A 14,334-nucleotide genomic window follows, 5' to 3' on the forward strand; every position below is an offset into this window, starting at 1 on the left:
TTACTATAGTCAACGCGTTTCATCCATGCGTAAAAAGGCCCATCATGCAGAAATGGATCGTTCCGCTCAATATATTTCTCACCTTTCTCATCATAGCATCGCTGGCGCTGATAGCCTCTGATTTCATCTCCTTCCGACTCGCCAGACTTTATCCCAAAGCTGCCCCGAAAGGCGCTGCGCCCTCCCCTTCGCCCATGGCAGCGGAAGACCTGACCTCCTTCGCCCCCATCCTGGAAAAAGGACTATTCGGCAAGGCTACGCAGGGAAAGCTTAGCCCTGTCATTCAGCAGGCCGCCACCGCAGCGGCAGCCCCTGCTCCATCCCTGGGGGATCTCATCCTTCTGGGAACTGCACTCGGCTCCTACCGCGAAACATTTGCCCTGGTGCAGAAGGCTGGCAAGGAAGAGCGCGTCTTCCGCCTGGGGGACACGGTCTTCGAGACCGGGCCGCTGGTTTCGGTCGGCAAGGAGTCGGCAGAAATCCTCGTCAACGGCAAAAGGACGAAAATATATTCTCCCACGGCGGCCGCAGCCGAATCGGCCAGGCAGCCACAGCCTGCCCCCCCCGCAGGAAATACCGGTCTTGCCGCTCCGGTCGGCGCAGGAAGTTACGTCATCGACCAGCGGGCGCTGAATGCATCCCTGGACAACATCGGCCAGGCCATGACCGACGCCCGCCTGCTCCCCAGCATCAAGGACGGCAAGGTGGAGGGATTCAGGGCATCGGAAGTGAAGCCCCAGGGGATCTTCGGCACCATCGGCATCAAAAACGGCGACATTCTCCGTGCCATCAACGATTTTCCCATCGATTCGCCGGAAAAAGCCATACAGTCCTTTGCTTCCCTGAAAGGGCAGACCCGCATCAAACTGGACCTGGTCCGGGACGGCCAGCCGACCACATTCAACTATGACATACGATAGGCAGCGGACAATTCTGCTTTTCCCCAACAGCTCCGATACCGTTCCCTGCAATCTGTCTCTGGAGGCACCCATTGCGTAAATCCATCGCCATTCTTTCCCTGCTCTCCCTGTTGGTCCTGCCGGTACCGGCGCTGGCCAAGGGGGTGGTGCTAAATTTCACCGACGTGGATATTTCCACCATGGTCAAGTTCATCAGCGACCTGACCGGCAAGAACTTCGTCATGGACGACCGGGTGAAGGGAAAGATCTCGGTCTTTTCCCCGGCCAAGCTCTCCACGGAAGAGGCCTTCAACGTTTTCACCTCAGTGCTGGAACTTAAGGGTTTTACGGTCGTTCCCGCAGGCAAGGTGCTGAAGATCGTCCCCACCGGCTCCGCCAAGCAATCGGGAATGAAGATCCTGAGCGACAAGGATCGTGGCCCGGTCAACGAGGCATACGTGGCAAGGATCATCAACCTGGAGCACATCTCCAGCCAGGAGGCCATGACTTTTCTCCAGCCGATGATCTCCAAGGATGGCTACATCTCCGCCTTCGGCCCCGGAAACATGCTGCTCCTGGTCGATTCGTCCCTGAACATCCAGAAGATCCTCAATATTCTGCAACTGGTGGATACGGACCAGAAGCGGGAGGGGGCGGAACTGGTCTTTCTGAAGAATGCCTCCGCCGAGAGCGTTGCCACGGTCGTCAAGGAGTGGCTGGGGGGCAAAGAGCGTGGCGCTCGACCCGCTGCCGGCCAGCCGGCACCTGCTGCAACTAGCACCGGTCTGATTCTCTCCGACGCCCGGCTCAATGCACTGATTCTCTTCGGCAGCCCCAAAGACAAGGAAGACATCAAGAAACTGATCGCCCAGCTGGACGTGGTGCCCCCCACAACCAGCAGCAAGGTTAATGTTTATTATCTGGAAAATGCCGATGCCACCGAGGTGGCCAAGGTCCTGGACGGTGTCGTCAAAGGCTCCTCCGCTGCTGCAGCAGCGCCGGGACAGCCGGGAGCGGCAGCTGCCCCCCAGCAGTCGGTATTCGAAGGGGGCAAGATCACCATCACCCCCGACAAGGCCACCAACTCACTGGTCATCATGGCCTCCCCTACCGATTACCAGAACCTGCTCCAGGTGATCCAGAAACTGGACCGCCGCAACCGCCAGGTCTTCGTCCAGGCCATGATCGCCGAGGTATCCCTGGATAAGGCGCGGGATCTGGGGGTACAATGGGGGGTTTTCGGTGGTGCAATAACCTCTGATGGCAGTGTTGCTACGGCTGGAGTTTATGATCCAATGGGCACCTTCTCGACCATTGCGGGCGCAGTAACGCCTTTGGCAACGCTCGCCGACATCAGCGGGCTTAAATTAGCTGGAGCCGCCAATTTTCCGGCGGTGCTCAAGGCACTCCAATCCAACGGCGCTCTTAACGTCCTCTCCACCCCTAACATCATGACCTCCGACAATAAGGAAGCGGAGATATTCGTCGGTGAAAACGTCCCGTTCATCACTTCGACCAATCTCTCTTCGACAGGTCTCTCACAGCAGGGAATTGAGCGGAAGGACACCGGTATCACCCTAAAGATCAAGCCCATGGTCAGCGAAGGAGAGTACGTCAAGCTGGACATCTATCAGGAGATTTCCGCCGTCAAAGACGCGCTGAGTAAGGGTGCCGCCGCCGACATCACCACCACCAAGCGCTCCGCCAAGACGTCTGTTGTGGTGAAAGACATGGATACGGTGGTCATCGGCGGTCTGATCCAGGACCAGGACCAGGAGACCATAAGCAAAGTGCCATTTTTGGGGGACATCCCACTTTTGGGCTACCTCTTCAAGACAAAAAGCACCAAGCGGACCAAAACTAACCTGATGATCATCCTCACCCCCTACATAGTGAAAGATTCCGTAGATATGGCCAAGGTCTCGGAAATGCAGAAGAACCGCTTCAGCGAGCAGCTGAAATCGGACCAGCCCATCGATTTCGATAAGGAACTGAAGGTAAAGGCAAACCAATGACCCCGGCGATGGAAACCGAAGATATTGCCAGGAAACTGGGGCTCCCTTTCCAGGCCGACATCGACGACAGCACCGTGGAAACGGCCCTGCTCATGCGTCTGCCTCTGGCCTTCGCCCGCAACAACCTGCTCCTCCCCCTGCGGGAGGAAGAGGGCGCCCTGATCGCCGCTGCCGGGGACCCGGCCAATCTTCTGGCACTGGATGAACTGCAGGGGGTTTTCGCCATGCCGGTGCGGGCCGTTGCCGTGCCGGGGAAGGCGGTCCTGGAAGCGATCAATCGCCTCTACGGCAGGATCTCCGGTTCGGCCCAGGAGGTGGTTGAAGAACTGGAAGGGGTGGAACTCTCTGCCATCGCCACGGAGTTCAACGAGCCCAAGGACCTGCTGGACCTGACCGACGAGGCGCCGGTCATCCGCCTGCTGAACTCGATCCTCTTCCAGGCGGTCAAGGAGCGGGCCAGCGACATCCATATCGAGCCCTTCGAACGGGAACTGGAGGTGCGTTTCCGCATCGACGGCATCCTTTACAAGATGCTGGAGCCCCCCAAGGTGGTCCAGGAAGCGCTCATCTCCCGGGTGAAGATCATGTCCGGGCTGAACATCGCCGAAAAAAGGCTCCCCCAGGATGGCAGGCTCCGGGTCATCGTCGCCGGCCGTGACGTGGATATCCGCGTCTCCATCATCCCCACCTTTTTCGGCGAGCGGGTGGTGCTGCGGCTTCTGGACAAACAGCGCGGGGTTATCTCCCTGGCTAATATCGGCCTTTCAGAGAACAACGTCATCGCCATGGAAAGGCTCCTGTCGCGAAGTAACGGTATCATCCTCGTCACCGGCCCCACCGGCAGCGGCAAGACCACCACTCTTTACGCGGCGCTCAACCGGGTCAACTCCCCGGAAAAGAACATCATCACCATCGAAGATCCGGTGGAATACCAGCTGAAAGGGGTTGGGCAGATCCAGGTCAACCCCAAGATCGACCTGACCTTTGCCCACGGGCTGCGCTCCATCCTGCGCCAGGACCCGGACATTATCATGGTGGGGGAGATCCGCGACGTGGAAACAGCGGAGATCGCCATGCAGGCCAGTCTCACCGGCCACCTGGTCCTCTCCACCCTGCACACCAACGATGCGGCAACGGCAGTCACCCGCCTCATCGACATGGGAATCGAGCCCTTCATGGTCGCCTCCTCCCTTGCGGCGGTCATGGCCCAGCGGCTGGTACGGGTCATCTGCCCCCACTGCCGTGAAGAGTATAAGCCGGAGCGTGAATACCCCGGCATCACTCTGCCAACCGTGCTCTATCGTGGACGGGGCTGCGAGAAATGCTTCAACCTGGGGACCATGGGCAGGATCGGCATCTACGAATTCCTCCCCATCGACGGCGAGCTGGTTTCCATGATCATCCGCCAGGCGCCGGCAGGTGCCATCAAGGAATACGCCGTTTCCAGGGGCATGAAAACCCTGCGGGAAGACGGTCTGGCCAAGGCGGCCGCAGGAATTACCACCATCGAAGAGGTACTGCGGGTAACCCAGGAGGATTATGCCGACCTTCCGCTATAGTGCCTTCAAGGCCGGCGGCAGCGAGGTCGCCGGAACCCTCGAAGCGGCCAATGTCAATGAGGCAAGACAGCGCCTGAAGAAGGATGGACTCTACGCCAGGGAGATCGCCCCCGCCGACGAAACAGCCCCCGGCCAGAGGCGACGACTATTCCGCAAAAAGATCGGCCTTCCGGAACTGGCGCTAATGACCCGGCGGCTGGCAACCCTGCTCGGCTCCTCGGTGCCGGTCTATGACGCCATCGCCACCCTCCACGACCAGGAACGCCCCGGGGAAATGCGCACCATGCTCGGCAGGGTGCGCGACCGTCTTGCTGAAGGTACCGGCCTGGCCAAAGCCCTGGCCGCCGAACCTCAAACCTTCAGCGACAGCTACATCGGCATGGTCTCGGCCGGCGAGGCAAGCGGCGCCCTGGAAGTGGTACTGGAGCGCCTGGCCGAGTTCATGGAAGACCAGAACGCTGTCCGCAGCAAAATCGTCACCTCCCTCGCCTATCCGATTCTCATGGTGATCGTCGGGACGGGAGTAATGCTTTTCCTCCTCGCCTTCGTCGTTCCGAAAATCATCACCGTCTTCGAGCAAAGCAAGGCTGCCCTGCCGCTCATCACCGTCATTCTCATCAAGGTGAGCACTCTCTTGCACCGAGGCTGGTGGGTGCTGGTCATCATTGCCGCTATCCTCGCCCTGATCTTCGACCGGATCAAGGATAACGAAACATTCCGCCGCAAAAAAGACCGTATGCTGCTCAAGCTCCCCCTGGCAGGAGCGCTCCGGCAACGGTTGATCCTCTCCCGCTTCGCGAAGATCCTCGGTCTGCTCCTGGCAAGCGGCGTGCCGGTCATCAAGGCCATGGAGATCACCGGCGAAGCGGTCGTCAATCGGGAATACCGCGCCTTTCTCACCGAGGCGAGCGAGGAAATCATTCAGGGTGGAACCTTGTCTGTTGCCCTGCGCCGCAGCCCCCTCTTCCCGCCGCTCATGGTGCACATGATCGCTGTCGGCGAAAAGGGGGGCGAGCTGGAAGAGATGCTCATCAAGGCGGGAAATGCCTTCGAGAAAGAATTCGAGGCGGCCATCAGCAGGTCCATGGCCCTACTGGAGCCGATCCTGATCCTGGCAATGGGGCTGTGCGTCGGCACTGTGGTACTGGCGGTGCTGCTGCCCATCTTTGAATTGAACCAGCTGATCAAATGATGGACGCTGAAAAGCACCCATCTGCTGCGTTGCCCTTCCCCCTTCTTCACTGCGACGTAGTAGCGCTGTTTATGCCCTGCGGGTACTACGCCTCGCTCGGCGTGGTTGGGTGCCTTGCACCTGGGTACTTTTGAGCGTCCAGTAAGTGAAAACATACTTTGAAAAGGAGTCAGAAATGAATCATATGCGCAACAACCGCGGCTTTACCCTCATCGAGATCATGGTCGTGGTCATGATCCTGGCGGCGCTTGCGGCACTGGTCGGGCCAAAGATCATGGGCCGCTCGGACGATGCCAAGATCGCCGACGCCAAAGTCCAGATCAGGAACCTGGAAAGCGCTCTCAAGCTTTACAAGCTGGACAACGGCGTCTACCCTTCCACGGAACAGGGACTGGCGGCACTGATCACCAAGCCGACCACCGGTCAGATTCCGAAGAGCTATAAGGCGGAAGGATACCTTGAAAGCAAAAAGCTGCCCAAGGACCCGTGGGAAAATGACTTCGTCTACCTCTCACCGGGCGAACACGGTGATTACGACCTCTCGTCCCTTGGTGCCGACGGTGCCCGCGGCGGCGAGGGGAAAAGCGCCGACATCAACAGCTGGGATATACGCTAGAGGCTGTTCTAGGTTCAAAGTTCTAGGTTCTATGTTAAGAATCCAATGACGGACCGAATTCAAAATGAAACGTAGAACATTGAACATAGAACATAGAACCGCCTCTGAAGGCGGTTTCACCCTCATCGAGCTGATGGTGGTCATTGCCATCCTCTCCCTGATCGCGGGGATCGTCCTCCCCCGGCTCCCCTCGACCGAGTCGGCGAGGCTTCGGGATTCGGCCCGGTCCCTGGCCTCCGCCATCAGGTTCATGGGGGATCGGGCGGCAACCGCCAAAACCGGCTACCGACTGCACCTGAATATAACCGACAACACCGCCTGGATCAGGCAACTGAACAGGTCGGGGGAAGAAACCGGTGCCGATGATCCTTTCCTCAACAGGAAGATCCTGGCCGAAGGAATCGCCATCGAGGATGTCACCATTCCTAGCTCTGGGAAGACCGGTGAAGGGGAAGTCCTTATCGGTTTCGGCCCCGGCGGTTTGCAGGATTACATGATCGTTCACCTGAAGGATTCGAAGGACGGCCACTATACCGTCACCGCCTACCCTGCCAGCGGTAAAGTCAAGGTGGAAGAAGGATACCGGGAGCCCGAGAAGTGAAAGGCTTTACCCTGCTGGAAATCATGGTCGCCCTGGCCATCATGGCAGGGGTGATCCTCACCGTGATCACCTCCTTCAATTACCATCTCTCGGTGGTGGGGCGGGACCGGGAAGAAACGGCGGCGGTGCTGTTGGCCCGCGCAAAGCTGGAAGAACCCGGCTTTACCGATCTGCAGAAAAAGGATGGAACCTTTGCCCCGGACCATCCGGAGATAGCCTGGCACGTGGAAACAGAGGGCACCGAGATGCCCACGCTGCAGAAACTGATCTTGACCGTAACCTGGGGTGAAAAGCAGTCCCTTTCCCTGGTGCAGTATTATGCAAAGAAGTAAACGAGGTTCAAAATCCCCGCTCAGGAGGAGCGCCGGGTTCACCCTGCTCGAACTGCTCATTGCCATGGCGCTTTTGGTCATCATCAGCGGAGCCCTCTACGGCACCTATTTTTCTCTGATGAATGGGCGGGAAGCGGCGGTGGCGGGGATGGAAACGAGGCGGGAAGTCCGTACAACCCTGGACATGCTGCGCCGGGAGATCAGCGCGGTCTATTTCCGCAAGCCTGGCAAGCCCGATGAGAAAAACAGGCTGGGGTTCGTGGTCGAGGACCGTGACTTCTTCGGCAAACCCGCCTCCATACTGAGACTGACCGCCCTCGCCCCCCCGAACATCGGCACGGCACCAGTTTCTGACCTGATGGAGATCACCTACGAGCCCATGGAAAAAGATAACAGGATATCTCTTGTCCGGCGGGCGAAGGACTTCCACTTCGACTTCACACCCGAGCCATACCCGCAGATGGAAGAACTGGAAGGTTTTCTCGTGGAATGCTATGACGGCAGCAAGTGGGTAAAAAGCTGGGATACCGCCTTGAACAACGCACTGCCCAGATCGGTAAGGATCACCCTGCGGATCAAGGAAGGGGATAAACCGGTGGAATATACGGCCATCGCCACCCCCAGGATTGTCGGCCCGTGAGGGACCAGCGCGGTTTTGCCCTCGTCCTGACCTTGCTCATCACGGCGCTGCTGGTGGCACTGTCCGTCCAGTTCATCGACGAGGTCTACGTGGACACCTCCATCAGCCACAATTACGTGGCCGCCCAGCAAGCGAGCATATTGGCGGCATCGGGGGTGGAGGGAGCCACGAGGCTGCTCCAGTATTCACAGTCGCTCCAATCCTATACAACCCTTCTCGACCCCTGGGCGCAGCCCCTGCAGTTCGAGGAAGAGCAGGGAAAACTGGTTGTATCCATCAGCGAGGAAAGCGGCAAGCTGAACCTCAACGACCTGGTCTCCCCTGATGGAACAGTGAAGCAGCCTTACTACGACATTGCGGTACGCCTGTTCAAGACACTGAACCTTTCCCCGGATCTGCTCGATGCCCTGGTGGACTGGATCGATGTCAACGAGGAACCACACCCGGCAGGAGCCGAATCGGCCTATTACAACAAGCTTAAGCCCCCCTACCGGGCCAAGAACGGCAAGTTGGACACCTTTGAAGAACTGCGACTGGTCAAGGGATTCGACAGCAAGGTGCTGGGCAGGCTGAGGCCTTTCGTTACCGTTTACGCGGATGCCGCAACGCTGACAGCCATGATCAACATCAATACAGCGCCCAAAGAGATTCTCGTCGCCCTTTCCGAAAGAATGAGCGATGACTTGGCAAGCCGGATTCTCGACCGACGCAAAACCACGCCGTTCAAAAATCCTTATGAACTCGCCCAGGTGGCCGGAATGGAAAGCATTGCCCAGGGCCTGTCGCTTTTGACTACCACCAAGGGGACCATCTACCGCATCCAATCCGAGGCCCTGGTCAAGGAAACGAGTCGGGTCGCCGAAGCAGTGGTCCGCACGAGCGATGGGAAGTTCTTATACTGGAGAGAATACTGATGAATCTGCTCATCATCCAACTGAAGAAAAACGAGCTGATCCTTACCACCTTCCGCCGCAGGCGGGGGGAGCTCAGCTTCATTGAGGCGTCGCGGCACCCGCTTGGAGCGGAGGATTCCCTGTCACAGATTCTTCAGTCGGTGACCGCTGAGAAGTCTGAGGAGCGGAGGGTGATTCTGTCCATCCCTGCGGATCATCTGTTCATGCGGGAGATGGAACTCCCCATCGCCGACCGTCGTAAGGTGCGTGAACTGCTCCCACTGGAACTGAAGGGTGAAACGGCTGTGGACACGGACCAGCTGGTGTTCGACGCGCTCCTCCTTGATGAGGGAAAGGTGCTGGCGGTCTGGGCCAGACAGCAGTGGCTTGAGGAGACCATTGCCTTGCTCAAAACGAGCGGACTGGAGCCTGAAATCATCACCGGTTCCCTCTTCCATTGGCAGAGTCTCATCCCCGCGGAAGCGGAAACCGGCACCGTCGCCCTCACCGACGGTGAATCCCTGGTTATCTACCGGGACAGACAGCCGCTCTTCTTCCGCCCTCTCACGGGAGGCGAAAGGGAAACGGCTCGCACGCTGGCTGCTGTGGAAATCGCAAAAAATATCACCGTGGAACGAATCTTCTCCCATGGCGGCCACTCTCGGCGGGAAACCGCCGAATCTCTCACCGGTTCCTCCATCTCACCACTGGCCGTGGCCGGCCCCTTCGCCGAAACCTTTGCCGGCGATGCCGATGCGGCCAGGGATCTGGCCGGGACCTATGCGGTGGCCCGGGCCGTCGTTGCCGGGGATAACATCAATCTGCGCAGCGGCAGTCTCGCCTATACGGCCGGTGCGGCAAAGGCACGAAGAAAGCTGCGTCTCACGGCAATTCTTGCAGCGACCGTCGTCGTGCTTCTCCTGGCCGAAGCTGGACTGCGCTGGTACCTGGTAAAGAAGGATCTTGATTCCCTCAACAACTCCATCACCAAGATCTACCGGGAAGTATTCCCCACCCGCAAGAAGGCCGTGGACGAGGTTGCGGAACTGAAATCGGAAATCAAGCGGCTGTCCGGCGGCAAGGCATCCAGCAACACCCTAAAGGTCCTGAAATCATTGGCGGATGCAAAAGGGGACGATATTTCCGGTGTCTTCGAGACAGAAATAGACGGCGACCAGGTGCGGCTCAGGGGGGATGCAAAGTCGGTCCAGGCGGTGAACGACTTAAAACTCAAAGCTGCATCGGTCCTCACCGGAGCCGAGGTCGGCGAAACGAAGTCGAAGCCTGACGGCAGCGTCACCTTCGTTCTCAGGGGAACGCTCAAGGAGGGGAACATATGAAATACCTGCACCTCCTCATGGAAACGGTCAAGGAGATGGATGAAAGAACCCGCCTGCGCTTCGGTATGGCCCTGGCGGCAGTGCTCATCCTGGCCGTCATCCTTTCCGCCATCAACGGCAGCATCAAACGCCTGGAAAAGAAAAGAGCCGCACGTGAAGCGGACATCGCCGAAATGCTCATCCTCAAGGCGCGCTACATGGAAGCGAATATGGGAGCCATGAAGCTATCCAACCGCCTCGCCGCGACCCGCCCCGACGATTCCCCAGCAAAGGTTGTCGAGGAGATCGGCATTAAGGGGAAAAATACCCAGGTCAAGCCTGTCAAAGGAGAAGACAGGCCTGGGTTCGTGGAGGATGCGGCGGAAGTCAAGGTGGAAGGACTGACCGCCAACGAGGCGGTCAACCTCATCTATCGGCTGGAAAAGGGAACCAAGCCGGTGGTTATCAAGAAAGCGCTGATGAAGACCCGCTTCGACGACCCCGCGCGGCTCGATCTTACCCTGACGGTGGCGCTGATCAAGGTTTCACAGCAAGGTTCCAGATGAAACGCCGACTGCTGCTTTACGGCGCCGGCATCCCGGCCGCCCTCGTCTGCTTCATCGTGCTGACCATCCTTTTCATTCCCGACCGGGAACTGCAAGGGGTTGCCGTCAGAGCACTGTCCAGGGAAGGCTACACACTCCAGACTAGAAGCTTCGGTTTCGCCCTCCCCGTGGGCATCAAAGGGAACGGCATCGTCATCGGCACCGACAATGGAGCCGTAGTGAAGCTTGACAAGGCAGCCGTGCGGTTGCGACTGCTGCCACTTTTTCTCGGCAGGGTCGTGTTCGGTTACCACGGCACCATCGGCAAAGGGGAAATCAACGGTGAGTTCAGTCCCCGGAAAAAAGGAGATTTCAAGCTTGAGATTGCCGGGGTGCGCCTGGATGATATTCCCTTTTTCGCGACCGTCACCGGCGCCAAGGTAAAGGGAGAGCTCAGGGCCAGGGGATCCTTAAGGGGAAAACAGGCTGCCGCAAGCGGCGAGCTGCAGCTGGCGGTAAAAGATGCCCAGTTGCAGGGGGTAAAGATCGGAGAAATGCCCCTCCCCGATGCCAACTATCGGAACGTGCAGGGAATGCTGCGCATCGGCGGCGGCAAGGCCAACCTGGAGAGCCTCACTCTCGACGGCGAAGGGCTCTATACCCGGCTCAAGGGGGACATCCCCCTGACCAATCCCCTGAGCATCGCCCCCCTCAACCTCACCCTGGAACTGATGCCCCGCCCCCAGTTCCTGGAAAAGCAGAAATTCATCTTCCTGCTCCTTCTCAAATACCAGACCTCTCCCGGCCATTACCAGCTGCCGGTGCGGGGGACCCTCGGTAAACCGTCGGTGATGTAAAAAGCCCTATTCAACTCTTCTTGCAACAAAAAATGCCCGGCAGGTACTTCCTGCCGGGCGTTTTTTGCTTTCTAATACTTTTTAGTGGAAGGGCCGGCTACCGCGACTTCATCCGTTCGTTCGGTCGCCACAGCTGCGGACCTTGCACCGGCTCTCAGATGCCATTTGTTGCGCAGGAGATTCTCACATATGTATTTAAAGCACCCCCTGGCGGGCGTCCGCTCGCCGCTGCGGCTCTGTCACTCACTCCCGAAGCCACGGTAGCCGACCAGCGGCATTTATGCTTCAAGCCAGATTCTTTAGCCGAGCCACCCGCTCCACTACAGGCGGATGGGAATAATAGAATTTTGCGTAGAGGGGATGGGGATGGAGGTTGCCGAGGTTTTCCCGGTTCAGCTTGACCAGGGCCGTTGCCAAGGCAGCCGGATTGCCGGTCAATTCTCCGGAAAAACGGTCGGCTTGCCATTCGTTGCGGCGGGAAAACCAGCTAGAAAGGGGAGTAAAGGGGAACATAACAATGGAACTGATAAACGCCAGGACCACCAGTTGCCCGGCGAAGGAAAGCTGCGCCAGCCTCAGCACCGACGGCAGCCCGCCCCACTGCAGAAGAAAATAGGAGAGGTAAAGGCCGACGAGGGCAGTGATCTCCGTGAAGAGCAGCCGTTTCCAGATGTGCCCCTTTTTCCAGTGCCCTACCTCGTGGGCAAGGATCGCCAGAACCTCCTCCCGTTCCATCTGCTCCAAAAGCGTATCGTAGAGAACGATGCGTTTTACCCGGCCAATGCCGGTGAAGTATGCGTTTGAATGGCGGCTGCGCCGCGAGGCATCCATCTGCATGACCCGGCTCACCTGTAATCCGGCCCGGTCCATGAGCTTGCGGATATCTTCTTCCAGCGCCGCATCCTTGACCGGCTCGAACTTATGGAACAGGGGCTCAATGATGTACGGAGACACATACATGAAGAACAGGGAAACGGCGGCGAAAAACACCCAGACCCACAGCCACCACCATTGGGGGCTCCATTGCACCAAGGCAAAAGCACCGGCGATCATCAGCCCGAGAATGACCAGCGAAATGGCTGTGGATTTGAAAAGATCCGAGACCCAGACAGCGGGCGTGGTGGTGTTGAAGCCGAAGCGTTTCTCCAGGGAAAAGGTGCCGTAGAGGCTGAAGGGGATGTCCAGGACCGCCTGGACGAGGGTGAGGATGAGGAAGAACAGCACACCACACCAGATGAAAGAATTGCCGAGGGAGGCAATGAAGCGGTCGTAGAGGGATAACACTCCGCCGAAGAGGAAAATGAGCAGCAGTATGTTGTCGAAAATCGATTCGATCAGGCCGAGGCGGCTCTGCTCCAAGGTATATGCTGAGGTCTTTGTAAGAGTATCGGCATCGATGGCGTCTTCAAAACCGGCAGGGATTTCCGAGCCGTGTTTCTTCAGGTGCTGCAGGTTCAGAAAACGGAGGAAGTAGCCGGTGGCGGCCACAAGCAGATAAGCAATGAGAGCGATCAGGGTCATGGAAATCCGTGGCAGGACGTATCTTATTTACCCAGGATTGAGGCGAACCGGCGGCTTCGTTCGCTGAAATGGGCGGCGTCGCTTTTCTGTTCCGGCATGTTGGCGGCAACGTTGTCAACCCGGTCCCTGGTGGCAGGATGGGTCTTCATGATCCCCCCTTGGGAACCGCCGCTCCGGGCGACGAGCCGATCGAGAAAGGTCTTAAGTGCGTGGGGATCATAGCCGGTTGCGGCAAGGTAGTTGAGGGAGGCGAGATCGGCAGCGTGCTCCTGGCTGCGGCCGTAACCATTGACCACCAGGGTCTTGAATACGTCGTCGATGGAACCTTCGAAGAGGCCCACCAGTTTTGCCACATCCTTCGAGCCGTAGGTTTTGGCTGCCTGGCTGCCGATGGTGGTAAGCGCCTCGGTCCAGCGGGCCTGGGATATGGCGCCGATGCCGTCACGGTGATTGATGTGCCCCACCTCGTGGGCCAGAACGGCTGCCAGCTCATCCTCGTTGGAAACGGCATCGAGCATGCCGCGGGTGATGAAGATGATCCCCCCGGGGCAGGCAAAGGCATTGATTTCGCCGCTGTCCAGGATGGCAAAGTGGTAGCCGCCGAAGGTGAAGGGCTTCTCCGAGTGGATTGCCACCGCCTGGCCGACCAGGTTCACGTAATCGGTCAATTTCCTGTTGTTCACCAGCCGGTAAGAAGTGAGAATCTTGGCGGCCACTGCCCGCCCCACGTAGTACTCTTCTTCGTCACTGATGGGCCGGGCCGCCTTGAAGGTGGAGGAAACGGAGTTGGTAATGAGATCCAGCTGGTCGGCGGAAAGGTTTTCCAGGCGACAGCCCGGCAGGAAAAGGGAGAGGACAAGAGCCGTATGGAGCAGCTTCCTGGTCATTGTGCGTTCAGCCCCCCGTTTCTCAGGAACTCGTCGAGACTGTCACCACTGACCTTGAATCCTTCGATGGTGTCAACCGTGTGGAAGTCGGCCTCGGGGTGGCTCCCCTTATAGGAAGCCTCCACCTGGGGATTGAATCCTTTGCCGGCAAGGGAGACCTCATCCTGGGAAGCTGTCTTTCCGGACCCCATGATACTGCCAAGCTTGAAAGACTTCTGCTCTACGGCGCTTTTGTGGACGCAGCCGCTGACCCCTTTGAAGGTCACCTTGTACCAGTCGCCGCTTTTAGCTGTGACGGTCAAACGGTCGTTGAGGCGGATTTTCGTCTTCACCGGGGAAAAGAAGCGGCACTGCTCACGGATCGCATTCTCCTTGACGATGACCCGTGCAGTATCGGCGGCCAAGGCGACACCGGTGAGTTGCAGGAGGATTACTCCCGTTATGATGGCTCTTGTCAT

Annotated in this window: 15 protein-coding genes; 12 read left to right on the forward strand and 3 right to left on the reverse strand. The window is 58.4% G+C overall.

Features of this window, described 5'->3' with window-relative positions:
- Positions 1-44 precede the first annotated feature (44 nt).
- The 12 genes from gspC to gspN all read left to right on the forward strand — a co-directional run bounded on the left by gspC (position 45) and on the right by gspN (position 11,468).
- A complete protein-coding gene (gene gspC / locus ML541_RS01015) occupies positions 45-920 on the forward strand; it encodes a type II secretion system protein GspC (RefSeq protein WP_243369894.1) in 876 nt (291 codons plus the stop codon).
- Positions 921-991: 71 nt separating this feature from the next.
- Positions 992-2,914 carry a type II secretion system secretin GspD gene (gspD, locus tag ML541_RS01020; RefSeq protein ID WP_243369895.1) on the forward strand — a complete coding sequence of 641 codons (1,923 nt, stop codon included), beginning with the start codon at positions 992-994 and terminating at the stop codon, positions 2,912-2,914.
- Positions 2,911-4,473, forward strand: a complete 1,563-nt coding sequence (gspE, locus tag ML541_RS01025; protein WP_243369897.1) for a type II secretion system ATPase GspE — start codon at positions 2,911-2,913, stop codon at positions 4,471-4,473. The genes gspD and gspE overlap by 4 nt, the downstream gene beginning before the upstream one ends.
- Entirely contained in the window at positions 4,454-5,665 is a 1,212-nt protein-coding gene (gene gspF, locus ML541_RS01030) for a type II secretion system inner membrane protein GspF (RefSeq protein ID WP_243369898.1), read from the forward strand. The genes gspE and gspF overlap by 20 nt, the downstream gene beginning before the upstream one ends.
- Positions 5,666-5,840: 175 nt before the next feature.
- On the forward strand, positions 5,841-6,281 hold the full coding sequence (gene gspG / locus ML541_RS01035) for a type II secretion system major pseudopilin GspG (protein ID WP_279342293.1): 441 nt from the start codon (positions 5,841-5,843) through the stop codon (positions 6,279-6,281).
- A gap of 64 nt (positions 6,282-6,345) precedes the next feature.
- Entirely contained in the window at positions 6,346-6,882 is a 537-nt protein-coding gene (locus tag ML541_RS01040; protein ID WP_243369899.1) for a prepilin-type N-terminal cleavage/methylation domain-containing protein, read from the forward strand.
- Positions 6,879-7,214 carry a type II secretion system minor pseudopilin GspI gene (gene gspI / locus ML541_RS01045; RefSeq protein WP_243369901.1) on the forward strand — a complete coding sequence of 112 codons (336 nt, stop codon included), beginning with the start codon at positions 6,879-6,881 and terminating at the stop codon, positions 7,212-7,214. The genes ML541_RS01040 and gspI overlap by 4 nt, the downstream gene beginning before the upstream one ends.
- Entirely contained in the window at positions 7,201-7,854 is a 654-nt protein-coding gene (locus ML541_RS01050) for a type II secretion system protein GspJ (RefSeq protein WP_243369902.1), read from the forward strand. Before gspI ends, ML541_RS01050 begins: the two co-directional genes overlap by 14 nt.
- Positions 7,851-8,768 (forward strand): type II secretion system minor pseudopilin GspK, encoded by a 918-nt coding sequence (gspK, locus tag ML541_RS01055; RefSeq protein ID WP_243369903.1) that lies wholly within the window; start codon positions 7,851-7,853, stop codon positions 8,766-8,768. Before ML541_RS01050 ends, gspK begins: the two co-directional genes overlap by 4 nt.
- Positions 8,768-10,087, forward strand: coding sequence for a type II secretion system protein GspL (gene gspL, locus ML541_RS01060; protein ID WP_243369904.1), 1,320 nt, complete (start codon positions 8,768-8,770; stop codon positions 10,085-10,087). The genes gspK and gspL overlap by 1 nt, the downstream gene beginning before the upstream one ends.
- A complete protein-coding gene (locus ML541_RS01065; RefSeq protein WP_243369906.1) occupies positions 10,084-10,632 on the forward strand; it encodes a general secretion pathway protein GspM in 549 nt (182 codons plus the stop codon). The genes gspL and ML541_RS01065 overlap by 4 nt, the downstream gene beginning before the upstream one ends.
- Positions 10,629-11,468 carry a type II secretion system protein GspN gene (gene gspN, locus ML541_RS01070; RefSeq protein ID WP_243369907.1) on the forward strand — a complete coding sequence of 280 codons (840 nt, stop codon included), beginning with the start codon at positions 10,629-10,631 and terminating at the stop codon, positions 11,466-11,468. The genes ML541_RS01065 and gspN overlap by 4 nt, the downstream gene beginning before the upstream one ends.
- A 285-nt stretch (positions 11,469-11,753) precedes the next feature.
- Here gspN and ML541_RS01075 read toward each other — a convergent pair whose 3' ends face one another.
- From ML541_RS01075 to ML541_RS01085, 3 genes are read right to left on the reverse strand one after another with little or no spacing between them, the layout of a single operon-like run.
- Positions 11,754-12,989, reverse strand: a complete 1,236-nt coding sequence (locus ML541_RS01075; RefSeq protein WP_243369908.1) for a M48 family metallopeptidase — start codon at positions 12,987-12,989, stop codon at positions 11,754-11,756.
- A 23-nt stretch (positions 12,990-13,012) separates the two neighbouring features.
- The gene (locus tag ML541_RS01080) at positions 13,013-13,876 is read right to left on the reverse strand and encodes a M48 family metalloprotease (RefSeq protein ID WP_243369909.1); all 864 of its coding nucleotides are present in this window, start codon (positions 13,874-13,876) and stop codon (positions 13,013-13,015) included.
- On the reverse strand, positions 13,873-14,334 hold the full coding sequence (locus ML541_RS01085; protein WP_243369910.1) for an SH3 domain-containing protein: 462 nt from the start codon (positions 14,332-14,334) through the stop codon (positions 13,873-13,875). The genes ML541_RS01080 and ML541_RS01085 overlap by 4 nt, the downstream gene beginning before the upstream one ends.

It is taken from the genome of Geotalea sp. SG265 (assembly GCF_022808985.1).
Classification (GTDB): Bacteria; Desulfobacterota; Desulfuromonadia; order Geobacterales; family Geobacteraceae; genus Geotalea.

Bases quoted from the DNA above. Each gene is read 5' to 3' on its own strand.
- gspC (WP_243369894.1), top strand. From the start codon at position 45: ATGCAGAAATGGATCGTTCCGCTCAATATATTTCTCACCTTTCTCATC.
- gspE (WP_243369897.1), top strand. From the start codon at position 2,911: ATGACCCCGGCGATGGAAACCGAAGATATTGCCAGGAAACTGGGGCTC.
- gspF (WP_243369898.1), top strand. From the start codon at position 4,454: ATGCCGACCTTCCGCTATAGTGCCTTCAAGGCCGGCGGCAGCGAGGTC.
- gspG (WP_279342293.1), top strand. From the start codon at position 5,841: ATGAATCATATGCGCAACAACCGCGGCTTTACCCTCATCGAGATCATG.
- ML541_RS01040 (WP_243369899.1), top strand. From the start codon at position 6,346: ATGAAACGTAGAACATTGAACATAGAACATAGAACCGCCTCTGAAGGC.
- ML541_RS01050 (WP_243369902.1), top strand. From the start codon at position 7,201: ATGCAAAGAAGTAAACGAGGTTCAAAATCCCCGCTCAGGAGGAGCGCC.
- gspL (WP_243369904.1), top strand. From the start codon at position 8,768: ATGAATCTGCTCATCATCCAACTGAAGAAAAACGAGCTGATCCTTACC.
- ML541_RS01065 (WP_243369906.1), top strand. From the start codon at position 10,084: ATGAAATACCTGCACCTCCTCATGGAAACGGTCAAGGAGATGGATGAA.
- gspN (WP_243369907.1), top strand. From the start codon at position 10,629: ATGAAACGCCGACTGCTGCTTTACGGCGCCGGCATCCCGGCCGCCCTC.
- ML541_RS01075 (WP_243369908.1), bottom strand. From the start codon at position 12,989: ATGACCCTGATCGCTCTCATTGCTTATCTGCTTGTGGCCGCCACCGGC.
- ML541_RS01080 (WP_243369909.1), bottom strand. From the start codon at position 13,876: ATGACCAGGAAGCTGCTCCATACGGCTCTTGTCCTCTCCCTTTTCCTG.
- ML541_RS01085 (WP_243369910.1), bottom strand. From the start codon at position 14,334: ATGACAAGAGCCATCATAACGGGAGTAATCCTCCTGCAACTCACCGGT.